Below are 22,798 nucleotides of genomic sequence, written 5' to 3'. Positions count from 1 at the left end.
TAAGGACCGGGCGCTTTTTGCCTAGTTTTTCTAATACTATAAGAAACCTGAAATTGGGGATACCGTTATGGGCATCGATGGGGATACGAAGGAAGTCGCGGCGCTGAATCAAGGGAGGGCGGCAACGCTCTATGAGCCGAGCCTTGTCGAGAAGATGCTGAAAACTTGGAACAAAATCGTCTGTTTTTTGTGCTGCAGCTGCAGACGGAGTAAGATCATGTGAAATCATGGGTTAATTGAGCATTGGTCAAAGTATACAGAAGCAGACGAATGGATGCATGAAAGTTGAAAATTAACCTTTTCCTCATATACAGGGCTCGCCTCACTGGAGTAAAATAAAGGCACAGACTCTAGGGAAGGGGCCGCTTCAATGGTCGATTATCATTTTTCTCCAAATGCGTTGCCGAGAAACTCAATCTTTGCCAAACGCGGTATGGTGGCAACGGCGCAACCACTGGCTGCGCAGGCAGGGCTGGACATCTTGAAACAAGGCGGCAATGCGATCGATGCAGCCATCGCAACAGCCGCGTGCCTCACGGTCGTGGAACCGACGTCTAACGGACTGGGCAGCGATGCGTTTGCTTTAATCTGGACAAAAGGGAAGCTGCACGGATTGAATGCGAGTGGAACGGCGCCGCAGACGATGTCGATAAGCGCTGTTCAGGCACGTGGCTACCAGAATATGCCGGCGCATGGACTCATCCCGGTGATGGTTCCCGGTGCTCCTGCTGCATGGGCAGAGTGTTCAAGAAAATTCGGCAAGCTCTCGCTGGCAGCAGTCCTTCAGCCGGCCATTGATTATGCAGAACGCGGGTTCCCTGTTTCACCGGTGGTCGCCTTAAACTGGAAGCGCGCGTTTAATGAATATAAAGAGAAATTTCATGACGCCATGTTTGACCCATGGTTTCAAACCTTTGCACCGAATGGCCGTCCTCCTGAACCGGGTACACTTTGGAAAGCGCCGGATCATGCCCACAGCTTGCGTGCTATTGCCGAGACACATAGCGATGCCTTTTATAAAGGGGAACTGGCTGATCGTATCGATGCCTTTTCGAGAAAACATAGCGGATTCATTCGTAAAAGTGATTTGGAAAACTATCAGGTACAGTGGATCGAGCCAATTTCAACCACGTATCGCGGCTATGAAGTCTGGGAGTTACCGCCAAATGGTCAAGGGCTCGTCGCGTTGCTGGGTCTAAATATTTTAAAGCAATTCGAGCTTACAAGCGAAGCGGGTATCGATACATATCACAAACAAATTGAAGCACTAAAGCTCGCCTTTTCAGATGGCAAGGCATACATTACCGACCCGAGCGACATGACAAGCGAGACGCAGCAGCTACTCAGCGAGACATACGCCAAAGAACGTGCAGGTCTGATTGGTCAATCGGCGATAGCGCCGGAGCCAGGCAGATTGTCAAAAGGCGGAACCGTATATCTTGCCACGGCGGATGAGGACGGTAACATGGTGTCGTTCATCCAAAGTAACTTTATGGGCTTCGGATCGGGAATTGTGATCCCGGGTACAGGCATCGCGATGCAAAACCGCGGCTATACCTTTTCGTTGGATCCTCAGGATGCGAATGCATTGAAACCGGGTAAGAAAACCTATCATACCATTATCCCGGGATTTCTGTCGCGCAACGGTCAGCCGGTCGGTCCATTTGGCGTGATGGGCGGATACATGCAGCCGCAAGGCCATCTACAAGTGATTAGCCGGCTTATTGACGAGCACCTGCATCCACAGGCGGCACTTGATGCACCAAGATGGCAGTGGCTGGAAAACAAGACCGTTTTGGTTGAACCGAGTTTCCCCAATGCAGCTGCTCAGGCATTAGCTCGGCGCGGACATGACATTCGCGTTGCCCTTGACACCGGTTCATTTGGGCGCGGGCAAATCATCTGGCGTGATCCAAAAACCGGTGTTTTAGCAGGTGGTACGGAATCGCGTGCGGACGGAGTCGTTGCAGCCTGGTAATTTCATCTTAAGACAGCAGGGAAAGCAGTTAGGAGTTTGGTTAAATGACTCAAGAATCAAAAAAACGAGCAGCACAGAAATCGGCACTAGTCGTTCACTGGGATTTGTTCGTGGCCTTTTTTCGCTCCGGTATTGTCAGCTTTGGTGGCGGTCCGTCGGGCATTCCGCTTATTGAAGCAGAGGTTGTAAAGCGATATCAATGGATGACGCTTGAAGAATTCGGTGATTTGGTCGCCTTGTCCAATGCATTGCCTGGACCGATTAACACAAAGCTGGCCGGTTATGTCGGCTGGAAAGTAAAAGGGCTCACCGGACTGCTCGCAGCATTAACCGCAGTGATCCTGCCAACGGTTGTTCTTATGATTGCGCTGCTCGGCGTGCTTGTGCGTTTCAGTGACCAGCGCTGGGTGCGCGGCATGACGCAGGCCGTACTTCCGGTTGTCGGCGTGTTAATGGCACAATTGACTTGGAAATTTATGAAGAATGCCCAAAAAGGGCTGGGCTGGACGATTAGCTTGATTCTGGTTGGCTTAAGCTTTGTATTGATGAAAGTCCTGCATGTCCATCCGGCGATTCTGATTGCGCTCACTTTGCTGATCGTGCTGATCAAGCCTTCGAAAAAGGCGGGTGACAGCAAATGATTTTTTGGCAGTTGTTTCTCGCTTTTTTCATTCCAGGTATTCTTGGATACGGCGGCGGTCCAGCATCGATACCGCTGATTGAAAATGAAGTGGTTGGTCATTATCATTGGATGACGGTGACCGAGTTTAGTAATGTCCTTGCTTTCGGCAATACACTGCCGGGACCGATTGCGACAAAAATGGCTGGTTACATTGGCTATGAGGTTGCAGGCGTTTTGGGTTCATTAGTGGCGGAATTTGCCACAGTTGCGCCGTCGTTGGTTCTTTTGATTGTTCTTTTGCGGATACTTGAACGGTTTAAAGATTCTCCTAAGGTGAATTGGCTGACTTTACTTATTCGACCGATTATCGTTGTCATGCTCGGTATGATGGCCTACAACTTTTTTGCAGCTTCTGCACAGGCTTCCGGATGGCTGCCGATGATTCTGATTGCGGCAGTCAGTTTTATACTGATGGAGCGCTTTCGTGTTCATCCGGCTTTTGTGATTGCTGGTGCGCTGCTGATCGGCGCGGCTTTTATGGGATAAATGAATTATTGATTAACATTTTGCATCGATGATTGCGGATCTGTCGGTAAAAAAGGCCGACAGATTTTTTGCATCGTTTGGTAGTGGTTAAATAGGGATTGAGGCACTTCAATATACAAAAAAACAGACCGCTCAGTTTGAGGGTCTGTTTTTTGTTTTGTTCAGTAACTGTTAAACCAATTCTTTGTTCTTCGTCTCGTGACCGAGGAACAGAACGGCGAGGATGCCGATAATGATTGATATGCAGAAGATGGTAAAGATTGCGCCGATCGATACTTTTTGTACGAGTAGGTAGCCGACGAGCAGCGGTCCGAAAATACCGCCAATCCGTCCAAATGCTGCTGCCATGCCGGTACCGGTTCCGCGCACAACAGCGGGATATTGTTCCGGCGAGTAGGCATAGAGCGCGCCCCAGGCTCCCAGATTAAAGAACGAAAGCAGAATGCCGGACGTGAGGACCATTGGAAGCGTCGAGGCATAGCCGAAGAAATAAGCAAAGACGGCGGTTCCGAGCAGATAGACAATCAGCACCCATTTGCGGCCCCATTTTTCGATCAGCCAAGCTGCCGTGAAATAACCGGGCAGCTGCGCGAGCGTCATGATCAGTACATAGCCAAAGCTTTTAACCATGCTGAACCCTTTTAAGGAGACAACGTTAGGGAGCCAGAGAAACATGCCGTAATAAGAGAAGACAACGCAGAACCAAAGGATCCAGAGCATCACGGTTTGCCGCATATATTTTTTCGACCAGACCGTGGTGATATTTTGCAGGACGGTTGGTTTTTCTTTTTCAGTTTTGGCAACATAATTAGCCGAGTCATGAATGTTCCATCTGAGGTAAATGGCATAGAACGCAGGAAGCGCACCGACCAGTAGTGCGATCCGCCAGCCGAATGATGGAATGATAAAATAAGAAATCAGTGCGGCGATGATCCAGCCGCCTGCCCAGAAGCTTTCGAGTAAGACAACGGTACGTCCGCGCTTTTCCGTCGCAACACTTTCTGAAACAAGCGTTGAAGCAACCGGGAGCTCACCACCAAGCCCCATTCCAATGATAAAGCGCAGAATGAGGAAGATCGTCAAACCGGTTGCCAGTGCGGAGAGACCGGCTCCGATCGAAAATACGAGCAAGGTTAAAATGAGGACATTCTTTCTCCCGATTCGGTCGGCAGTTAAACCGAAGATGAACGCACCGACGGCCATACCGATCGAGCTGACACTGCCAATCCAGCCCATCTGAGCAGCGTCTAATTTCCAATCAGCGCCAAGTGCGGCGATGATAAAGGATAACATACCGACATCCATAGCATCAAACAACCAAGCAAGCCCGGCGACGCCAAGCAATTTTCGTTCTGAAATATGTTTTACAGGTGACATAAGATCCTCCTATAGATTATAGAATAAGTGCAGCTCTGAAAAGCGGAGCATTTGTCCAAGTTATCAAAATTGATTATAGTGATTTAGTTTACAAGTGTAAAGACACTTGTGGAAAAAGTTGTCGACCTGTTCATTAATTGATTCGCCAAAGTTGACCGATAATCAAACGGATCATGGTAAACTAGAAAGAAATAGCGCTGCCGGAGGGAAGAACGTGTATTTACAGGATGTTCAAGATTGGGAGAAAAGATTCTATGAAAAACGAGGATGGAAAGACCTTCCTCCTTATATTCGCGTAGGCTTTTTAATGGAAGAAATTGGTGAGGTATCGCGCGCAGTCCGCGCTTCTGAAATCGGTCGTGATCATCCTGATGAGGAGAAGATGACGAAGAAAGAGGTAAGAGAAAATCTTGCAGAAGAGTTGGGTGACGTCTTGTCAAATGTCGCGATTCTCGCCGATTTGTACGGCATGACTCTGGAAGAGGTTGTTCAGGTCCATCGAAAAAAGCTAATGAAGAGATATCATGAGACAATAAATTGAAAGAGGATCTCCTTTTGGTTCACGATCAAAGGGAGATCCATTTGTAAAACAAGCGCTAGAATCGACGACGCACAGTTTCTACGCCTATTGTGCAGTTTTTTACTTATATGTGTTAATAACCTACTTCAATGGATGCGTTAACGATGTACATTAAGTCATTTTTATCATGCTTATCTTTCAGGACAATGCCGCTTGGTGTTGCCATGCCGCCATCCATTAGCTCAACGTGAACCGTACCGTAAGGAATCTCAGCCTTAACTTTTTCGATAGCAACACGTTCCTTATCCTTTGGCACAGCGAGGCGAATCGTTACCTCCATCTTGTTCAAGTCGTGATCGGGCAGAAAACGGGAAATGCCCGGCATTGAATTTCGATGAATCGCATCACGAACCGCGCGAACCGCTGCGCAGGTGACATCCTGACCGTGGACATCAATTCCAAAACCTGTTTCAATAAATAAGAGATGATCCATGAGAAAGGCTCCTTTGTGCAAAGTTTCTTTTGATTATAGCAAATGAGAGGGTTAACGGTTAAGATTATGCTCAAAGATCTTTTGGCATGTAAGATAATCTGACGAAAACAACCAATGATTCCCTTGAAAGAACTAAAATTAATGGGGAAAGTTAGAAAAGAATAGAAGCAAAAAATGTCGGATATTTATCGAACCCGACATTTTATAGAGTTTTAACGCACTAAAGGATGCAAAAGCCGAACAATAGAAATAATGTTCTACAAAATTTTCGCTTTTTCCCCGCTTTTCGGTTTCTTTTTTAAAGAATTTAAGCTATAGTAAATTTTGTGAGTTTTAAATTTCAAAAGTTTTAACGGGGGGTTATTACGTGTTTAAAAAGAGAATAGCAGTGCTTGTCGCCTTTGTTGTTGTTTTAGGTTCCATTCTTGCCGGCTGCGGCAACAGCAAATCAAGCGGCAACAGCACTTCAACGAAGAAAAGTGCATTCAAAGCGGGTATGGTCACGGACACTGGCGGTGTTGATGACAAATCCTTTAACCAGTCTGCTTGGGAAGGCCTGACAACGTACGCTAAAGACAATGATCTGAAGAAAGGTACTGATGTTAAGTATCTGCAATCTACCCAACCATCGGATTACTCACCAAACTTGAACACAATGGTTCATCAGAACTTTAATATCGTATACGGCATCGGTTTTCTGATGCAAAGCGACATTCAGAAAGTTGCGGAACAAAATCCGAAAGCACAATTAGGTATTATTGACGCTGTCGCTGTTGATAAGAGCAATAAACCGTTGAAAAACGTTGCGAGCATCACGTTTAAAGAAGAACAAGGCTCATTCCTTGTTGGTGTTGTTGCAGGGTTAACCACGAAAACCAATAAAGTCGGCTTCATCGGTGGGATTAACTCAGCACTGATCAAAAAATTCGAAAACGGATTTAAAGCCGGTGTGAAAGCCGTAAATCCTGATGCAGAAGTGTACGCACAATATGCTGGTGCATTTGACGCACCTGACAAGGGACGCGCAATTGCTCAGACACTTTACACGAAAGGCGCGGACATTATCTATGCATCTGCCGGCAACACAGGAAACGGTGTGTTCACCGAAGCGAAAAACCGTGCGAAAAACGGTAAAAAGGTTTGGGTAATCGGTGTTGATAAAGATCAGCATGATCAAGGCATGCCGGAAAACGTAACGTTGACGTCGATGGTTAAACGGGTCGATAAAGCGATTTATGACGTAACGAAACAAACAAAAGCCGGTGACTTCCCAGGCGGACAAGTTCTTTCATTCGGTCTGAAAGAAAATGGTGTAGGAATTGCACCGACAACTGAAAATGTATCAAAGAAGGCACTCGACGAAGTAAATCAATATAAGAGCAAGATCATTGACGGTTCCATTAAAGTTCCGACAACTGATAAAGAATTCAAAGAATATGCTGCTACCTTAAAGTAATCGATTGTTTAATTCATGTTGGATGAGGCATTTATTCTGCCTCATCCTTCATTTATAATTAGGCTGTGTTTCGATCATTTTTTCTACATAGTCAGAGATGGGAGACTGAAGGCATGTCCTATGCAATTGAAATGAGACAGATCAGGAAAGAATTTCCCGGTATTGTTGCCAATGACAACATCACCCTTCAGGTCGAAGATGGCGAAATTCATGCGCTGTTCGGTGAAAATGGTGCCGGGAAGTCGACGCTGATGAATGTTCTTTTTGGTCTGTATCAGCCCGATAGAGGAGAAATTTATGTTCATGGGGAAAAGGCGGTTATCCATGACCCCAACGACGCGACTCGGCTCGGCATAGGCATGGTTCATCAACACTTTATGCTGATTGATAAATTTACTGTCGCTGAAAATATCGTTCTTGGCAGAGAGCCGAAAAAAAATGGTGTTCTCGATATGAAAGAGGCAGTAAAAGTTGTCAGAGAGCTATCCGAAAAATATGGATTGGATGTTGATCCAGAGAAAAAGGTTGAAGAAATAACCGTTGGCATGCAGCAGCGTGTGGAAATTTTAAAGACACTCTATCGCGGCTCCGATATTCTGATCTTTGATGAACCGACTGCGGTCCTGACGCCAATTGAAATTCAAGAATTAATTGAGATTATGAAGCGTCTCGTCCATGAGGGAAAGTCGATTATCCTCATTACGCACAAACTGAAAGAGATCTTTGAATGCTGCGATCGTGCTACGGTTATTCGGCGCGGAAAAAATATCGACACGGTGAAGATTTCCGATACCAATCCAACTGAACTTGCCAGCATGATGGTTGGGCGCAAAGTACATGTTCAGGTTAATGACGCGCCATACAATCCTCAAGGAAAAGTGCTGGAAATTGAGCACCTAAATGTTGCCGATGCGCGTAAGGTAGAGGTCATCAAGGATTTGAATCTGACCGTTCATGGCGGGGAAATCCTCGGTATTGCCGGTGTAGACGGCAACGGACAGACAGAACTCATTGAGGCGATTGCCGGACTGCGCAAGACGAAAAGCGGCACGATTAAGCTGAACAATCAAGATGTGACCAATCAGAGGACACGCAAAATGATTGAGGCCGGCTTGGGGTATATTCCGGAAGATCGGCAAAAGCATGGACTTGTTTTGGATTTCTCTATTGCTGAAAACATGGTATTGCAGACGTATTATCAGAAGCCGTACGCGCAGATGGGAATTTTACAGAATAAAGTGATCGCAAAGAAAGCCAAAAAACTGATTCAGGAATTCGATGTTCGGACTCCGAGTGAAAAGACGCATGCCCGGGCGCTTTCGGGCGGCAATCAGCAAAAAGTGATCGTAGCTCGTGAAGTGGATCGCAGCCCGCAGCTTCTGATTGCGGCGCAGCCGACACGCGGTCTGGACGTTGGGGCAATTGAATTTATTCACGGAAAGCTGATTGAAGAAAAGAAAAAAGGAAAAGCAGTATTGCTTGTTTCTTTTGAATTGGATGAGATTCTCCATTTGAGCGATCGTATCGCGGTCATTTACGAAGGGTATATCATTGATATTGTCAGCCCGAAGGAAACTAATGAAAATGAACTCGGCCTGCTTATGGCCGGCAGAAAGAAAGGGGGAAGTGAGGCGTGAGCAATTTATTGAAAAAGGTAAATTGGATGACCTTACTCATCCCGGTCATTTCCGTCATTCTCGGTCTTTTATGTGGGGCTGTAATCATGCTCGTGATCGGTTATAATCCGGTACTGGCTTACCAATCGATTGTCGAATCGATCTTTCTTCAGCCTTATTATGGTGGCGAAACGATTCGGGCGATGATTCCGCTCGTCTTGGCAGGTCTTGCCGTCGCGTTTTCCTTTCGGACAGGTCTTTTCAATATTGGTGTCGAGGGACAGTTGATGGTTGGCTGGCTGGCATCGGTTGCCTGTGCAATCTCCCTCGGGCATCTGCCCAAAATCCTTTTACTTCCGCTGTCCATTGTTGCGGGCGGAGCTGCCGGTGCACTTTGGGGTTTTATTCCTGGATTCCTGAAGGCACGTTTTAAGGTTCATGAAGTCATTTCAACAATTATGATGAACTACATTGCGCTTTATACGACTGCCTATCTCATTAAAAATTTTCTCTACACGGAAGGTGAGCGTACACCGACGATTCCTTCTGCAGCATCGCTTGCTTCACCGTTTCTTGCAAATCTCACACAGGGATCGCGCTTGCACTGGGGCATTATTGTCGCGATTATTGCTGTATTTGCAATGTGGTTTTTATTATGGAAAACAACAAAAGGATATGAACTGCGCTCGGTCGGCTTCAGTCCGGACGCATCCAATTATGCCGGAATGAGTGTTGCGCGCAACATCATGCTGTCGCTGACCATTTCCGGCATTTTCGCCGGACTTGCCGGAGCGATGGAAGGACTGGGCACCTACCAATACATGACGATCAGCTCCGCCTTTACCGGCATCGGCTTCAACGGTATTGCGGTTGCACTGCTCGGTCTAAATACACCGATTGGCGTCTTGTTGGCCGGAGCGTTATTTTCCGGTTTGCAAAACGGCGGGCTGACCATGCAGGCCAATGCCGGTGTTCCGGTTGAATTGGTCAACATCATTATTGCTCTGATCATTTTCTTCGTCGGCTCGAGTTATGCGATTAAATGGGCACTGAGCCGCTTTTCGAGAAAGGGGAAGAAATAATGAGCTTTTTTGAAATTTTGACAATCATTATCCCGTCAACGCTACTGACTGCTGCTCCGCTGATTTTCACGTCACTGGGCGGCATGTTCTCGGAACGATCCGGGATTGTCAATATTGGTTTGGAAGGGTTGATGGCGGTTGGTGCGTTCGCTGCAGCCGTCTCGACCTTAGGGCTTGAGCATTCAGGCCTTGGCGATGCCTCTCCTTGGATTGCCATTCTGATTGCCGGAGCGGTCGGCGGACTTTTCTCACTGATTCATGCCGTTGTATCCATTTCATTTCGCGCAGATCAAACCGTCAGTGGTGTGGCGTTAAACTTTCTTGCTGCCGGCTTGACCATCTTTCTTGTGAAATTGATTTTCGACGGCAAGGGCCAGACCCCTTATATTACGCATAATATTGATAAGGTTGATATTCCCGGTTTGGCAAAGATTCCATTTCTCGGGCCGCTCTTTTTCCAACAGGTCGCTTATACCTCTTATATCGCGATTCTCATTGCCATTCTGTGCTGGTTTATCGTTTACAAGACGCCGTTTGGCCTAAGGCTCCGATCGGTTGGCGAGCATCCGGCTGCAGCGGATACGCTTGGGATCAGTGTCATTAAGATGCGCTACATCGGTGTTCTGCTGAGTGGAGTGCTTGGCGGCATCGGCGGTGCGGTTTACCTTGTGACCATAACGTCCAACTATAATGTTACGACGATCGCTGGACAAGGTTTCCTTGCGTTAGCGGCACTCGTCTTTGGTAAATGGCATCCAATAGGAGCAATGGGAGCGTCGCTGTTTTTCGGCTTCGCGCAAGCACTCAGTATTACCAGCCAGCAGATTCCATACTTGGATCGACTGCCGTCGGTATTTATGTTGATCGCGCCTTATGTCCTAACGCTGATTGTTCTTACTGGATTCGTTGGCCGTGCTGAAGCACCAAAGGCTGATGGTGTTCCGTATATTAAAGGACAGCGTTAACGCTTTAGAAAACATGAATCAACCGCTGCCGGATTGTTGCCGGCGGCGGTTTTGACTAGTTAACTAAAAGTTGGCACTGCATGAGAAAAAATTTTCCGATATAATAGGGGGTATCAAGATCCATACGGTCTCATGACCGATGAGGAGAAGACGACGTTTGGAGGATGAAAAATGACGACAATCTGCCTGGTAAGGCATGGAGAAACCGATTGGAACGCGATGGGAAAACTGCAGGGACGTGAGGACATTCCGCTTAATGAACGGGGAAGAAAGCAAGCAGCGATGGTAGGGGAATATCTGAAGTCGGAGCAATTTTCTGCGGTCGTCACCAGCCCGCTGCTGCGTGCAAAACAGACGGCTGAGATCGTCAACACTTATATTGGCGATCTGCCTCTCGCGGTGGACCGGGATTTCATTGAGAAGTCTTACGGCGAAGCATCTGGATTGACGATTCCAGAGCGGGATCAGAAATTTCCGGAAGGCAATATACCGGGACTGGAACCGTTTGATCACATCAAGGAACGGGTAATACGCGGATTGGATCATGTGAAAACGGGTCACCCTAATCAAAACGTTTTGCTTGTCGCACATGGCGGCTTGATCAATGTGATTCTCGCACTTCTTTCCAATGGAAAAATCGGAACTGGGAAGACGAAGCTGTTTAATACATGCATTAGCCATATCGCGAACGAAGGCGATTCGTGGCAAATCATCGATTATAACTGCATTGATCATTTAAGTCGGTTCGGTAAAGTGACCAGTATCTGAATGGCGCTTTATGAACATCAGACAAAACAAAAAAAGAGCGGATCACAGTCCGCTCTTGATCGCTCTATTGAATAAAAGCGGGTGATGGGAATCGAACCCACGACGAGAGCTTGGGAAGCTCTAATTTTACCATTAAACTACACCCGCATAACGAAAAAGCCATACTTAATCTTATAAGAACGGACAATTTTTGTCAATATTAAGGATTTGCTTGCATCACAATTTTTTCTTGAGATAATGGCAGTAGCGCTTAATCGTAAGAATTATAAAAAGTCGCAGAAATAACAGTCTCATAGCGAGCAGGGAGTGTCAATCAGAATGAAGGCAATTTTAACCGTAATCGGTAAGGATAATGTCGGCATTATCGCCGGCGTCAGCAGCAAGTTGGCCGAATTGGATGTAAACATTTTGGACGTTTCGCAAACGATCATGGACGGCTATTTCACAATGATGATGGTGCTTGATCTCGAAAAAGCTTCGAACAGTTTTGCTGAAATCAAAGAGTCTTTGTCGGAAAAAGGAAGCGCGCTCGGTGTTCAGATCAAGATTCAGCGTGAAGAAATTTTCACATCGATGCACAGCTTATAAGGTGGAGGAATTCGGGAAATCATGGAAACCAAACAAATACTTGAAACGATTCGAATGATTGAGGAAGAAAAGCTGGATATTCGAACGATTACGATGGGAATTTCACTTCTTGACTGCATTGACAGTGATGGAGCGAAAGCAAGGGCCAAGATTTATGACAAAATGACACGCCGTGCCGAAAATCTTGTTAAAACCGGGGCAGCGATTGAAGATGAATTCGGTATTCCGATTATTCATAAACGCATTTCCGTGACTCCGATTTCACTCATTGCCGGTGCATCTCAGGATGAGAATTACACGGCTTTTGCTCAAACCTTGGATGAGGTTGCGAAGACAACCGGGGTGAACTTTGTCGGCGGATTCAGCGCGCTCGTGCAAAAAGGGTACACCCTGGGTGATCGAAAATTGATCCAATCCATACCGGAAGCAATGGCCACGACTGAATTTGTCTGTTCCTCAGTCAATGTGGGTTCGACGCGTTCCGGTATCAATATGGATGCGGTTAAGCAAATGGGCGGTATCGTTAAGGAAACAGCAGCGCGCACGGCAGATCAGCAAGGTCTCGGTTGTGCAAAACTGGTCATTTTTGCAAATGCTGTTGAGGACAATCCATTCATGGCCGGTGCTTTTCACGGTGTCGGCGAGGAGGACTGTATTCTGAACGTTGGGGTTAGCGGTCCGGGGGTTGTGAAGCGTGCGCTGGAGAAGGTGAAAGGCCAGCCGTTTGACGTCGTATCCGAAACGGTTAAAAAAATTGCATTTAAGATTACACGAATGGGACAACTGGTCGGCCGTGAAGCTTCAGAGCGACTCGGCGTTCCGTTCGGGATTGTCGATTTGTCGCTGGCACCAACACCTGCGGTTGGCGATTCTGTGGCGCATATTCTTGAAGAAATGGGGCTTGAGTCTGTGGGTACCCATGGAACGACCGCGGCACTTGCCCTATTGAATGATGCTGTGAAAAAAGGCGGGGTCATGGCATGCAGCCATGTCGGCGGGTTAAGTGGTGCATTTATTCCTGTTTCTGAAGATGCAGGGATGATTGATGCGGTCAATCGCGGAGCATTGAACCTGGAGAAACTGGAAGCTATGACTGCAGTTTGTTCCGTAGGTCTGGATATGATTGCAGTACCGGGTGATACGCCGGCAGAGACGATTGCCGCAATGATTGCCGATGAAGCGGCAATCGGCGTCATCAATAACAAAACGACGGCGGTACGCGTGATTCCAGCACCTGGCAAAGCGGTTGGTGAGACGGTTGAATTTGGCGGACTACTCGGACACGCACCGGTGATGGCGGTTAATCGCCATAAATCGGCCGATTTTATTAATCGCGGCGGACGAATTCCTGCACCGATTCATTCATTTAAAAATTAACGAAAAAAGCGGAAACCGATAATGGGTTTCCGCTTTTTTCTTAGTGGATTAGTGATTTTGATGGTTTTGATTGTTCAGGCCATTCGTTTGTTTTTCGCTGTCTCCGGTGCGTTGCGCGCGTTCGCGTTCTTCTACCGAATGCTCATCAAGCGGTTCAGCAAATTCTTGATCGAATGCGGATTGATTCTTTTTCTCGTCTTTTTTCTGTACCACGATCGTCACAGCTTTCTTTGTTTTTTTGACGGATGGTGTTCCTGTTACCGCCAAGAACTAGTGTGAGCAATTTCGAAAAAAATATGCCTCCTGCTCCTGGGCGCTCCATGGTGGCAAAAAAGGAGGATTTGGATAACCATTAAGCGAAAATCATAACCTAAGGACATATTTGGCACAAAAAGGAGGATTTCTATGTCTGGACGGTTATCTAATGTTGATTTAAACCAATCCATTACAGATAAAGACGAATACGAAAAAAAATTAAAAAAGTATCAGTTGAAGCTGCTGTCGATGCAACACTTGCTGCTCGAGCGAAATCTTGGTGTTCTGTTTGTCTTTGAAGGATGGGACGCGAGTGGGAAAGGAGGAGCCATTAAGCGGGCGGTTGCCAATCTTGATCCGAGGGGCGTACGCGTCTGGCCGATTTCCGCCCCGGCGCCACATGAAAAACGCTATCACTATATGCAGCGGTTTTGGCGCAAAATCCCTCAATATGGACAAATTGCTATTTTTGATCGTTCATGGTACGGGCGCGTGCTTGTCGAACGCGTGGAACAGCTGGCGAAACCGGATGAATGGAGCCGCGCCTATGAAGAGATCAATGAATTTGAACGCATGCTGACTTGCGACCGCTATTTGATTCATAAATTCTGGCTGCACTGCACAAAAGATGAGCAGTACAAACGCTTCAAAAAGCGTGCGTCCGATCCACTGAAAAAATGGAAAATAACCGATGAGGACTGGCGGAATCGTGCAAAGTGGGATGAGTATGCGGTTGCGGCAGAAGACATGTTTGCAAAAACCGATACGGTTGAGGCTCCGTGGACTATTGTGCCGGCAAATAATAAATGGTTTGCACGCATTGCGATCTTGAAAGAGATGACGAAATCAATTAAGGAGCATCTAAAAGCAAACGGTGTGAGCCAAGATGAGATTCCCGTTCCATTAAAAAGAGAAAGCTAAAAATTCACAAGTCGCTTTTTATTGAGAATATGCCCTTTTGATACCGAGTTCATCTTCTTTACGCTATACTTTTACATGAAGGATATTTTTTTCATGAAGGATATTTCGGTGAACCGCGCGTTTCCCTAGGATAGCGGGCAGGAGGGAATGACTTGGACATCTCACAAAAACACGCAATGATCGACATTGGATCAAATTCAATAAGGCTTGTGATTGTCGGTATTGATCGAGATTTCTTTTCCAAAGAAATGATGAATTTTAAAGCAGTCGCCCGATTAAGCAACTACATAGATGAACAAGAGCGATTAAGTGAACAAGGCATCTCTGTACTTCTTTCCGTTCTGAGACGGTTTCAGTTTATTATTGAACGAGAAAGCGACGTGCAGCTTGTCGATGCGTTTGCTACAGCAGCGATGCGAAAGGCCAAGAACCGGGAGGCTGTATTTCAACAAGTACGGGAGGAAACCGGACTTTCGATACGGCTATTGCCCGGTCTACAAGAAGCGTTCTATGGCTATTTGGCAGTGATTAACTCAACGTATGTTGAGGATGGGATCACCATTGACATCGGCGGAGGAAGTACCGAAGTAACGATGTTTCGAAACCGCCGTCTGATTCATTCGCATTCGTTTGCGTTTGGCGCGGTAACCTTGTATCAGAGCTTCTATAAAAATGGCGCTGCTGATGCAGGTGATCGGTTGGAGACTTACATCAAAAATAATTTTTCCGAAGTGGACTGGCTGAGCGGCAACCGACTTCCGATTATCGGTATTGGCGGGACGGCGAGAAATCTGGCGCGTATCGATCAGATTCGCGAGCATTATCCGATGGTCGGATTACATCAGTATACGATGCCACGAGAGCGGCTGAATCGATTGACAAACGTGTTGGCGAAAATGAGTATTGAAGAGCGGGAAACGATGGATGGGCTGTCAAAAGACCGCTCTGATATAATCCTGCCTGCAGCAGCCGTCATTAATACACTGGTGAAAATGAATGAGGGCGAATCATTCATGCTCAGCAGTGAAGGGCTGCGCGAAGGTGTTTTCTACGAATGGGTACTTAAGCAGCGCAGACAGGTGCGCATTCCGTATGTACTCAATGAAAGTTTGCGACAGCTCCGGCGCGATTTCAATTTAGACAGTGCCCACACGGCCTATGTAAAGAAATTAGCCTTCCAGATTTTAATGGGCATCATGGATTTTATTAAGGGAACGACGGCTTCAGAGGAACGAATTGCCTGGGTGCTCTCCCATAGCGCGGATTTAGCCTATTTAGGCGAATTCATAAATAATGAATCAAGCAGTGCACAAACCTTTTATTTACTCACGAACATGAATATTAACGGGATCAGTCATCACAACCGTTTGGCGGTTGCTCTGGTCGCTTCGTTTAAAAATCGGTCCCGCCTCGCCGATTATGCCAAACCCTTTCAGAAGCTGGTCACGAAAGATGAGTTGAAGTTGTATGAGCTACTTGGCGCTGTGCTGCGGCTGGCCCACGACTTTGACCGCACGAAACTGCATGTGGTTGATCGGCTTTCGGTAAAGATGACAAAGAAGAAGCTGCGTATTATTGCTTACTACCATGGCGACGCTTATTTTGAAGCGCAAGCGGCTCAGCGGCACAAAAAGCATCTGGAACGTGCACTCAAAGCATCGCTTGCAATTAATTTCGTGGAAGGCGCAGAATAAGTCTTGTCAACCGTTACAATTAGGTAGAAAATAATAATAAATAGTAAAAGTCTGGAAGGGGTTATCTATGTCTATTTTAGTATTAGGCGGTGCGGGTTACATTGGCTCACACGCCGTTTACCAGCTGATCGATGCCGGAGAAGACGTCGTTGTCGTTGATAACTTGCAAACGGGTCACAAGGAAGCCTTACACCCGAAAGCAAAATTTTATCAAGGCGATATTCGTGATAAAGCATGCTTAGATTCTGTTTTTAAAAAGGAAACCATTAAAGGCGTCATTCATTTCGCCGCAAATTCACTGGTTGGCGAATCCGTAGAAAAGCCATTGAAGTATTTCAATAATAATGTCTACGGGATGCAGGTACTGCTTGAAACGATGCACGAAAACAATGTGAATCATATTGTTTTCTCATCGACCGCTGCTACATACGGAGAACCGGAAGTTGTGCCGATCACAGAAGAAATGCCGACGAAACCGACAAATCCATACGGTGAATCGAAACTGACGATGGAAAAAATGATGAAATGGTGCGACCGTGCTTATGGCATGCGCTTTGTTGCACTGCGTTATTTTAACGTCGCCGGCGCAAGCAAATCGGGCAAAATCGGCGAGGATCACCATCCGGAAACGCACCTGATTCCAATTGTGCTGCAAGTTGCAGCCGGAGAGCGCGACCATATTTCAATTTTCGGCGACGACTATGCGACCAAAGACGGGACCTGCGTTCGCGACTACGTGCACATTGAAGACCTGATTGCCGCCCACCGTCTCGCTCTGCGCTACCTATTTGATGGCGGCAAGAGCGACGTATTTAATCTCGGATCCAGCGAAGGCTTCTCGGTTAAAGAAATCATTGATGCTGCTCGAAAAGTAACCGGTAAAACAATTCCTGCTGAATTGGCACCGCGTCGCGCCGGGGATCCGAGCACCTTAATCGCTTCACCGAAAAAGGCAAAAAGCGTGCTTGGCTGGAAGCCGCAGCATACCAATATACCGGAAATTCTGGCCGATGCATGGGCTTGGCACAGCAGCCATCCACAAGGCTATGCAAGCAATGTATCTTTGGAAAAATAAGGTTCCGTTCGTTGTGGCGAGATGGTCAAGAATACTTTGACAGGGAGCGCATTTCGCGGTACAATCAAACCACTAACCAATTAAATACTTCTTATCCAGAGCGGCGGAGGGACTGGCCCGATGAAACCCGGCAACCAAATGGAGACATTTAGGTGCCAATTCCTGCAGAATCCAAATGGATTTTGAGAGATAAGAGAAGATACGGATGACACAGGCTTCTCTCTTATCGGGGGAAGCCTTTATTTTTTCCGAGATCTCATAGAATGGAAGCTGGGAAGGAATGTTACGGTTAGAATTCATACTATTCTTATATAGAAACAGGAGGAAGACATCTTGAAACGAATCACTTCAGCGATTTCAGCACTATTGGCCCTTTCTTTAATTTTTGTACTCGCCGCGTGCGGCAGCAGCTCCTCAAATGGATTAAGTGAGAAAGAAATAACGGTTGGTGTGACCGGCGGACCCCATCAGGAAGTGATGGAACAAGTGGCTAAACTTGCTAAGAAAGACGGATTGACGATTCATTTAAAAGTATTCAATGACTACAATCAGCCTAATATCGCACTGAATGATAAAAATTTGGATGCAAACAGCTATCAAACCATGCCATTTTTGAAGAATCAGATCGAAAATAAAGGCTATAAGATCACCGATGTTTTCAAAACGGTTGCCTTCCCGATGGGGATCTATTCCAAGAAAATCAAAAACCTTGATGAACTGAAAAAAGGCGACAAGATTGCCGTTCCAAACGACCCGGCAAATGAACTGCGCGGACTGCAGCTGTTTGAAAAAGCCGGTGTGATCAAGCTGAAAAAAGGTTCCAATGTGACATCGACAAAACGCGATGTGATTAGCAACCCGAAAAAACTACAGATCATCGAAATGGACGCAGCACAGCTTCCGGCGCAGCTAAACGAAGTCGCTGCATCAGCGATTAATACAAACTTTGCCATGGGTGCCGGTTTAACCGTTCTGAACGATTCAATTTTCCATGAACCGCTCAAAAACAATCCATACCCTAACTATTTCGTTGTTCGTACCGATAATAAGAATGACAAAGTTGTCAAACAACTGAAAAAATATTACCAATCAAAAGAAGTTAAGGACTTCATTGAGAAGAAATTTGGAGGCTCTGTAGTTCCTGCTTGGTAAGGAGGAAACCTTTTTGATTAAGCTAGAGCATATTTCGAAGACTTTTCGTGTCGGTAAAAATAAAATAGAAGCCTTGAAGGATGTATCCCTTGAGGTGAATAAAGGTGAAATTTTCGGAGTCATTGGTTTCAGCGGTGCGGGAAAAAGTACACTGATTCGATGCATTAATCTGCTTGAACGTCCGACCAACGGCAAGGTGTTCGTTGAAGACCGCAATGTGCTGACTTTGAATAAAAAAGATTTGCGGAAGCTGAGACGGAAAATTGGCATGATTTTTCAAGGCTATAATTTGCTGGAGACGGCAACGGTTTATGAAAATATCGCAACACCGCTGCGTCTGGAAGGCGTGCCAAAAGATGAAATCAAGCAGCGCGCAGAGAAGTACCTGGATATTGTCGGGTTGACGGATCGCCGCAATGCCTTTCCAAGCCAATTGTCCGGTGGGCAGAAACAGCGCGTGGCAATCGCTCGGGCGCTCGCTCATGAACCTGAAATTTTGCTGAGTGATGAAGCAACCAGCGCGCTCGATCCGAACACAACGGATGCCATTTTGGAACTGCTGCTTCGGGTCAATAAAGAGTTGGGGATTACAATCTTTTTGATCACACACGAATTGAATGTCATTCAGCGTATTTGTGACCGTGTCGCAGTCATGGAAAACGGCAAGGTCGTTGAACAAGGGTCGGTTGTTGATGTGTTCACACGCCCGCAGCAGGCAATGACGAAGCGGTTTATCAGTAATGAAGCCAAGTTTGCGATCCCCGCGCAGCTTAGAGGCGAACTGCTAAAAACCGGAAAGTTAGTCAAATTAACCTTTCTTGGCGAATCCTCCAAAGATCCGGTGCTTGCTACATTGGCCAAACAATTTGACGTGCTGCCGAGCATCATTGCCGGAGGGATTGATCAGCTGAAAGATCAATCGGTTGGTAATCTGCTTGTCCATATCAAAGGAGATCAAAGCAAGGTTGAGACTGCCGTGAAATTTTTACATGAACAGGATGTTCTTGTGGAAGAGGTGAATGCGTGATGGCTGGTTTTTTAAATGAATGGGGCGGCTCCATTTGGGATGCCTTTATTCAGACAACGCAAATGACCTTGATTTCGCTTGCGTTTTCCATCCTTATTGGTCTTCCGTTAGGAGTTCTGCTGGTCTTAACACGTAGAAACGGGCAGTGGGACAATCCTATAGCCTTTACGATTGTGAATTCCTTGATCAACGTGATCCGTTCGATCCCATTTATTATCTTGCTGTTCTTCCTGCTTCCGTTCACAAAATCGGTAGTTGGAACAACGATTGGTGTGAAAGGGGTAATTGTTCCGCTGGTCGTTGCTTGCGCACCTTATATTGCCCGTTTGCTTGAAACGGCAATGCTCGAAGTGAGCAAAGGCGTCATCGAAGCGTATCAATCGATGGGGATTTCAACCCCGAAAATTATTTGGCACGTCATCATTCGCGAAGCACGTTCGTCGATTATTCTTGGCCTGACGATTGCGATCATTGGTTTGATTGGTGAAACCGCTATGGCTGGATTTGTCGGTGCCGGAGGACTAGGCGACTTGGCTTATCAATTTGGTTATGTGCGGTTCCAGCCGGATGTGATGTACGCGGTCATTATTATTTTGATCATTATTGTTCAAATCGTTCAATCGGTCGGCAACCTGATTGCCCGTCGATTGAAGAAAAATTAATAATCCATGAAAGACAAGCAGTGCAAGCTTCGCGTAAAAACACGAGGCTTGACGCTGCTTTTTTCTTTGTTTAAAATGTTAAGTGTATTTAACATTACGTTTCATAAACGATCTGGAGCGGTAAAATTGACTGTTCAACTTCAAAATCGGGTTAAAGAACTTCGTGCACGTTACGGTTTGACGCAAGAACAATTGGGCGCGCAGGTCGGTGTCACGCGGCAGACGATCGCTGCGATAGAGAGAGGCAACTATGTTCCGTCTCTCTTGCTCGGCCTGCAAATTTGCGAGGCGCTTCATTTGCCGGCGGAGAAGGTTTTTCAATTAGAAAAAGGAGTGGCTGAACAATGAAGCGGCTTTGGTTTTCGTTTGCAATGTCTTTAAGTACACTTTGCGCTTTTGGCATGGCTATGATTCCGCTGGTCGAACTGACGCGCGGGCTCGCCTTACTGATCAATGAAAACAGGAGTGCCTACAGCGTTACCCTGCACCTTGCTTGGTTTGTCCCCATACTCCTTTTAGGAATCGTTGAAGCGATTGATCATTTATGGAATCGGAGGAAAAAGCGTTTGCCGTTCTGGATCTATCCACTGATTACCCCGGCCAAGGATGAAAGGGAGCGCTCGATTACCGCTTCTGCATCGCATGCTTCCTTTATCGCGCTATGGGTGGGGGCGCCGATTTGTGCAGGATTGTTATGTTTCTATCCGCTAGTGATTCATGTGCTTCCGGTCTATCCCATTCTTGTTGCTTTGTTGCTTCCTCTGGTTCAAGTCATTGTGTACTATTTAACTATCCGAAAGATCTACTTGTGAGCCTATGGGAATGGAGGCGAAGCGATGAAGCGATATAAGCTGGATTGGCTGATTACTACTGGACTTCAATGGATTTTGAATCTGGTCTTAATTGCTTTAGCGGTTGTGCTCAGTGTTGCACTGATCAAAGAGACGTATTCGTTTTTCACCTATCTATTCTTGAACGAAAATGCTTCCTATTACCATTTGCTTGAAGGCATACTTGTCTTCTTTCTTTACTTCGAATTTATTGCGCTGATTATCAAATACTTTCAAGCGCATTACCATTTTCCGCTTCGTTACTTTGTCTATATCGGCGTGACTGCGATTGTACGACTAATTATCGTTAGCCATGATGACCCGCATTCGGTATTGCTGTATTCCATCGCTATTCTCGTTCTTGTTGCAGCACTGTACATTGCCAATACCAAGCTGTTGAAACGAGAATGAAAAAAAGCCGTCCCATCAGCACTTGCTTTGCTGATGAGACGGCTTTTTTAACAGAGAAGCTAATATAAAGTGCGTGGTAAACGCTTACAAAATTATTTGTAAACTTTCGCAATCGCGTCTGCGGTGACGAGGGCATTGAATACATCATCAGGAGTGACGTGGAAGGGCATATTGACCATTGTATCGTTTTCAGCGCATGAACGTTCGGCAACGTTTCGCCATTCTTCTTGCTTAAACGCCTTAACACCCAGATCTTCGAGTGTGAGCGGAAGTCCCACGGCTTTCATGAGTCGAATCACGTCGACTAATTCATCATGCGGCGCGTTTTCGAGAACAAGCTGGGCAAGCAAACCGAACGCGACTTTCTCACCGTGTTGCACGCGATGAAGTGCCGGTACGGCGGTCATCCCGTTATGAATGGCGTGGGCTGCGGCTAGACCACCGGATTCAGCACCGACACCGCTCAGGTAAATGGTTGCTTCGATCACTGCTTCGACGGCTTGTGTTGACAGTTTGTTTTCAACAGCGTGAACCGCGGCAACTGCGTTTTGCTGGATGGTTTCGTAGCATTGTTTGGCAAGCCCGACACCAATAAGCGAGGGACGAAGGTTGACTAAGTTCAAGCCGTAGCCGCGGTAGCAGGCGCGTGCCTCAAAATAGGTGGTTAAGCCATCGCCGATTCCAGCCACAAAGAAACGCTTTGGTGCCGCAGCCAGAATCTCCGTATCGGCAATGACCATGTCCGGATTGCCAGGCAGGAACAAATAGTGGTCAAAGGCCCCTTGATCATTATAAATAACAGCGATTGAGGTACATGGTGCGTCCGTTGAGGCAATCGTCGGATAGAGCACAACGGGAAGTTTTTCATAATAGGCAGCTGCCTTTGCAGTATCCAGCGTTTTTCCACCACCAATACCGACAATAACATTGGCCCCTGCTGAACGAGCCAGTTTTCGATTGCGGTCAATCTCAGTTTGCGTACATTCGTAATTGAACTTCTCAAAAGACGCGGTTAAACCGGATGCGCGAAAGGACGCGCCGCCGACATTGGCCGCACGATCAACGATGAATTCATCGCAAATGAAGTATGCATTGTCGCCGAAAGGGCGGATATAGCTGCTAATATCCGCAAGAATTCCTTTCCCAACGATAAACTTTTTAGGAGAAGTCACAGACCTAGCGAGTTTTTTACCCTTGCTCAGTAGTGGGGTATCTACCATAATCAATCACTCCTTATTTGAATTACAAAAATAATTATAAAACTTTAGACCGAAATAGCTAGTGAAAACGCTTATATTTATGAATAAAATGTGAACATTTATGAATTCACCAAGAAAAAGGTAAACCTGTAGTAAATAATCTATTGACAAAAATAAAATTGAT

25 protein-coding genes, 1 tRNA gene and 1 riboswitch are annotated in these 22,798 nt (G+C 46.4%); of the genes, 21 read left to right on the top strand and 5 right to left on the bottom strand.

What is annotated here, in order from left to right; all coding sequences use genetic code 11:
* Positions 1-67 precede the first annotated feature (67 nt).
* The 4 genes from SIN01_RS15015 (at position 68) to SIN01_RS06730 (ending at position 3,146) form a co-directional block, all read left to right on the top strand.
* A complete protein-coding gene (locus SIN01_RS15015) occupies positions 68-223 on the top strand; it encodes a hypothetical protein (protein ID WP_156994730.1) in 156 nt (51 codons plus the stop codon).
* A gap of 147 nt (positions 224-370) precedes the next feature.
* Positions 371-1,978, top strand: coding sequence for a gamma-glutamyltransferase family protein (locus SIN01_RS06740; RefSeq protein ID WP_010026753.1), 1,608 nt, complete (start codon positions 371-373; stop codon positions 1,976-1,978).
* Between the two features lie 44 nt (positions 1,979-2,022).
* Complete coding sequence (locus tag SIN01_RS06735; protein WP_010026754.1) at positions 2,023-2,619, top strand: chromate transporter; 597 nt, start codon at positions 2,023-2,025, stop codon at positions 2,617-2,619.
* Positions 2,616-3,146: a chromate transporter gene (locus SIN01_RS06730; RefSeq protein ID WP_010026755.1), complete on the top strand. Its 531-nt coding sequence runs from the start codon at positions 2,616-2,618 to the stop codon at positions 3,144-3,146. Before SIN01_RS06735 ends, SIN01_RS06730 begins: the two co-directional genes overlap by 4 nt.
* A gap of 171 nt (positions 3,147-3,317) precedes the next feature.
* On the opposite strand, the gene niaP is transcribed toward SIN01_RS06730, so the two are convergent.
* The gene (gene niaP, locus SIN01_RS06725; protein ID WP_010026758.1) at positions 3,318-4,523 is read right to left on the bottom strand and encodes an MFS transporter; all 1,206 of its coding nucleotides are present in this window, start codon (positions 4,521-4,523) and stop codon (positions 3,318-3,320) included.
* A gap of 214 nt (positions 4,524-4,737) precedes the next feature.
* On the opposite strand from niaP, the gene SIN01_RS06720 reads away from it, so the two are divergent.
* Entirely contained in the window at positions 4,738-5,064 is a 327-nt protein-coding gene (locus tag SIN01_RS06720; RefSeq protein ID WP_010026759.1) for a MazG nucleotide pyrophosphohydrolase domain-containing protein, read from the top strand.
* 112 nt (positions 5,065-5,176) lie between these two features.
* Here the strand turns inward: SIN01_RS06720 and SIN01_RS06715 are convergent, their stop codons facing one another.
* Positions 5,177-5,536, bottom strand: a complete 360-nt coding sequence (locus tag SIN01_RS06715; RefSeq protein ID WP_010026760.1) for a Lin0512 family protein — start codon at positions 5,534-5,536, stop codon at positions 5,177-5,179.
* A 367-nt stretch (positions 5,537-5,903) separates the two neighbouring features.
* On the opposite strand from SIN01_RS06715, the gene SIN01_RS06710 reads away from it, so the two are divergent.
* From SIN01_RS06710 to SIN01_RS06690, 5 genes are all read left to right on the top strand, one after another.
* Complete coding sequence (locus tag SIN01_RS06710; protein WP_010026761.1) at positions 5,904-6,992, top strand: BMP family lipoprotein; 1,089 nt, start codon at positions 5,904-5,906, stop codon at positions 6,990-6,992.
* A 113-nt stretch (positions 6,993-7,105) separates the two neighbouring features.
* Entirely contained in the window at positions 7,106-8,629 is a 1,524-nt protein-coding gene (locus tag SIN01_RS06705; RefSeq protein ID WP_047034793.1) for an ABC transporter ATP-binding protein, read from the top strand.
* A complete protein-coding gene (locus SIN01_RS06700) occupies positions 8,626-9,690 on the top strand; it encodes an ABC transporter permease (RefSeq protein ID WP_010027377.1) in 1,065 nt (354 codons plus the stop codon). Before SIN01_RS06705 ends, SIN01_RS06700 begins: the two co-directional genes overlap by 4 nt.
* Positions 9,690-10,655: an ABC transporter permease gene (locus SIN01_RS06695; RefSeq protein WP_010027378.1), complete on the top strand. Its 966-nt coding sequence runs from the start codon at positions 9,690-9,692 to the stop codon at positions 10,653-10,655. The genes SIN01_RS06700 and SIN01_RS06695 overlap by 1 nt, the downstream gene beginning before the upstream one ends.
* Positions 10,656-10,826: 171 nt before the next feature.
* Positions 10,827-11,423, top strand: coding sequence for a histidine phosphatase family protein (locus SIN01_RS06690; RefSeq protein WP_010027379.1), 597 nt, complete (start codon positions 10,827-10,829; stop codon positions 11,421-11,423).
* A gap of 76 nt (positions 11,424-11,499) precedes the next feature.
* On the opposite strand, the gene SIN01_RS06685 is transcribed toward SIN01_RS06690, so the two are convergent.
* A tRNA-Gly gene (locus tag SIN01_RS06685) sits at positions 11,500-11,570 on the bottom strand.
* 171 nt (positions 11,571-11,741) lie between these two features.
* On the opposite strand from SIN01_RS06685, the gene SIN01_RS06680 reads away from it, so the two are divergent.
* Complete coding sequence (locus tag SIN01_RS06680; RefSeq protein ID WP_010027420.1) at positions 11,742-12,011, top strand: ACT domain-containing protein; 270 nt, start codon at positions 11,742-11,744, stop codon at positions 12,009-12,011.
* A 21-nt stretch (positions 12,012-12,032) separates the two neighbouring features.
* Positions 12,033-13,388 (top strand): PFL family protein, encoded by a 1,356-nt coding sequence (locus tag SIN01_RS06675; protein WP_010027419.1) that lies wholly within the window; start codon positions 12,033-12,035, stop codon positions 13,386-13,388.
* 48 nt (positions 13,389-13,436) lie between these two features.
* Here SIN01_RS06675 and SIN01_RS15010 read toward each other — a convergent pair whose 3' ends face one another.
* Positions 13,437-13,601: a hypothetical protein gene (locus tag SIN01_RS15010; RefSeq protein WP_156994729.1), complete on the bottom strand. Its 165-nt coding sequence runs from the start codon at positions 13,599-13,601 to the stop codon at positions 13,437-13,439.
* A 192-nt stretch (positions 13,602-13,793) separates the two neighbouring features.
* Between SIN01_RS15010 and SIN01_RS06670 the strand changes: the two genes are divergently transcribed.
* From SIN01_RS06670 to psiE, 9 genes are all read left to right on the top strand, one after another.
* Entirely contained in the window at positions 13,794-14,564 is a 771-nt protein-coding gene (locus SIN01_RS06670; protein WP_010026842.1) for a polyphosphate kinase 2 family protein, read from the top strand.
* A gap of 152 nt (positions 14,565-14,716) precedes the next feature.
* Positions 14,717-16,258 carry a Ppx/GppA family phosphatase gene (locus SIN01_RS06665; protein WP_010026843.1) on the top strand — a complete coding sequence of 514 codons (1,542 nt, stop codon included), beginning with the start codon at positions 14,717-14,719 and terminating at the stop codon, positions 16,256-16,258.
* 67 nt (positions 16,259-16,325) lie between these two features.
* Complete coding sequence (gene galE, locus SIN01_RS06660; protein WP_010026844.1) at positions 16,326-17,333, top strand: UDP-glucose 4-epimerase GalE; 1,008 nt, start codon at positions 16,326-16,328, stop codon at positions 17,331-17,333.
* Between the two features lie 88 nt (positions 17,334-17,421).
* Positions 17,422-17,529: riboswitch (SAM riboswitch) on the top strand.
* Between the two features lie 137 nt (positions 17,530-17,666).
* A complete protein-coding gene (locus SIN01_RS06655; RefSeq protein ID WP_010027105.1) occupies positions 17,667-18,485 on the top strand; it encodes a MetQ/NlpA family ABC transporter substrate-binding protein in 819 nt (272 codons plus the stop codon).
* Positions 18,486-18,498: 13 nt separating this feature from the next.
* Positions 18,499-19,512, top strand: coding sequence for a methionine ABC transporter ATP-binding protein (locus tag SIN01_RS06650; RefSeq protein WP_010027107.1), 1,014 nt, complete (start codon positions 18,499-18,501; stop codon positions 19,510-19,512).
* Positions 19,512-20,174, top strand: a complete 663-nt coding sequence (locus SIN01_RS06645; protein WP_010027108.1) for a methionine ABC transporter permease — start codon at positions 19,512-19,514, stop codon at positions 20,172-20,174. The genes SIN01_RS06650 and SIN01_RS06645 overlap by 1 nt, the downstream gene beginning before the upstream one ends.
* A 126-nt stretch (positions 20,175-20,300) precedes the next feature.
* Positions 20,301-20,522 carry a helix-turn-helix transcriptional regulator gene (locus SIN01_RS06640; RefSeq protein WP_029548326.1) on the top strand — a complete coding sequence of 74 codons (222 nt, stop codon included), beginning with the start codon at positions 20,301-20,303 and terminating at the stop codon, positions 20,520-20,522.
* Positions 20,519-20,986, top strand: coding sequence for a hypothetical protein (locus SIN01_RS06635; protein WP_010027110.1), 468 nt, complete (start codon positions 20,519-20,521; stop codon positions 20,984-20,986). The genes SIN01_RS06640 and SIN01_RS06635 overlap by 4 nt, the downstream gene beginning before the upstream one ends.
* 24 nt (positions 20,987-21,010) lie before the next feature.
* On the top strand, positions 21,011-21,415 hold the full coding sequence (psiE, locus tag SIN01_RS06630; protein ID WP_010027111.1) for a phosphate-starvation-inducible protein PsiE: 405 nt from the start codon (positions 21,011-21,013) through the stop codon (positions 21,413-21,415).
* Positions 21,416-21,507: 92 nt separating this feature from the next.
* Here the strand turns inward: psiE and SIN01_RS06625 are convergent, their stop codons facing one another.
* Positions 21,508-22,635: a glycerol dehydrogenase gene (locus tag SIN01_RS06625; protein WP_010027113.1), complete on the bottom strand. Its 1,128-nt coding sequence runs from the start codon at positions 22,633-22,635 to the stop codon at positions 21,508-21,510.
* Positions 22,636-22,798 lie beyond the last annotated feature (163 nt).

Source organism: Sporolactobacillus inulinus, from assembly GCF_006539285.1.
Taxonomy (GTDB): domain Bacteria; phylum Bacillota; class Bacilli; order Bacillales; family Sporolactobacillaceae; genus Sporolactobacillus; species Sporolactobacillus inulinus.
This window is presented reverse-complemented; position numbering and strand designations above follow the sequence as displayed.

Excerpts from the sequence above, each read along its gene's own strand:
- SIN01_RS06735 (WP_010026754.1), top strand. The coding sequence starts at position 2,023 with ATGACTCAAGAATCAAAAAAACGAGCAGCACAGAAATCGGCACTAGTC.
- niaP (WP_010026758.1), bottom strand. The coding sequence starts at position 4,523 with ATGTCACCTGTAAAACATATTTCAGAACGAAAATTGCTTGGCGTCGCC.
- SIN01_RS06690 (WP_010027379.1), top strand. The coding sequence starts at position 10,827 with ATGACGACAATCTGCCTGGTAAGGCATGGAGAAACCGATTGGAACGCG.
- SIN01_RS15015 (WP_156994730.1), top strand. The coding sequence starts at position 68 with ATGGGCATCGATGGGGATACGAAGGAAGTCGCGGCGCTGAATCAAGGG.
- SIN01_RS06635 (WP_010027110.1), top strand. The coding sequence starts at position 20,519 with ATGAAGCGGCTTTGGTTTTCGTTTGCAATGTCTTTAAGTACACTTTGC.
- SIN01_RS06645 (WP_010027108.1), top strand. The coding sequence starts at position 19,512 with ATGGCTGGTTTTTTAAATGAATGGGGCGGCTCCATTTGGGATGCCTTT.
- galE (WP_010026844.1), top strand. The coding sequence starts at position 16,326 with ATGTCTATTTTAGTATTAGGCGGTGCGGGTTACATTGGCTCACACGCC.
- SIN01_RS06670 (WP_010026842.1), top strand. The coding sequence starts at position 13,794 with ATGTCTGGACGGTTATCTAATGTTGATTTAAACCAATCCATTACAGAT.
- SIN01_RS06680 (WP_010027420.1), top strand. The coding sequence starts at position 11,742 with ATGAAGGCAATTTTAACCGTAATCGGTAAGGATAATGTCGGCATTATC.
- SIN01_RS06625 (WP_010027113.1), bottom strand. The coding sequence starts at position 22,635 with ATGGTAGATACCCCACTACTGAGCAAGGGTAAAAAACTCGCTAGGTCT.
- psiE (WP_010027111.1), top strand. The coding sequence starts at position 21,011 with ATGAAGCGATATAAGCTGGATTGGCTGATTACTACTGGACTTCAATGG.
- SIN01_RS06675 (WP_010027419.1), top strand. The coding sequence starts at position 12,033 with ATGGAAACCAAACAAATACTTGAAACGATTCGAATGATTGAGGAAGAA.
- SIN01_RS06715 (WP_010026760.1), bottom strand. The coding sequence starts at position 5,536 with ATGGATCATCTCTTATTTATTGAAACAGGTTTTGGAATTGATGTCCAC.
- SIN01_RS06705 (WP_047034793.1), top strand. The coding sequence starts at position 7,106 with ATGTCCTATGCAATTGAAATGAGACAGATCAGGAAAGAATTTCCCGGT.
- SIN01_RS06695 (WP_010027378.1), top strand. The coding sequence starts at position 9,690 with ATGAGCTTTTTTGAAATTTTGACAATCATTATCCCGTCAACGCTACTG.
- SIN01_RS06730 (WP_010026755.1), top strand. The coding sequence starts at position 2,616 with ATGATTTTTTGGCAGTTGTTTCTCGCTTTTTTCATTCCAGGTATTCTT.
- SIN01_RS06740 (WP_010026753.1), top strand. The coding sequence starts at position 371 with ATGGTCGATTATCATTTTTCTCCAAATGCGTTGCCGAGAAACTCAATC.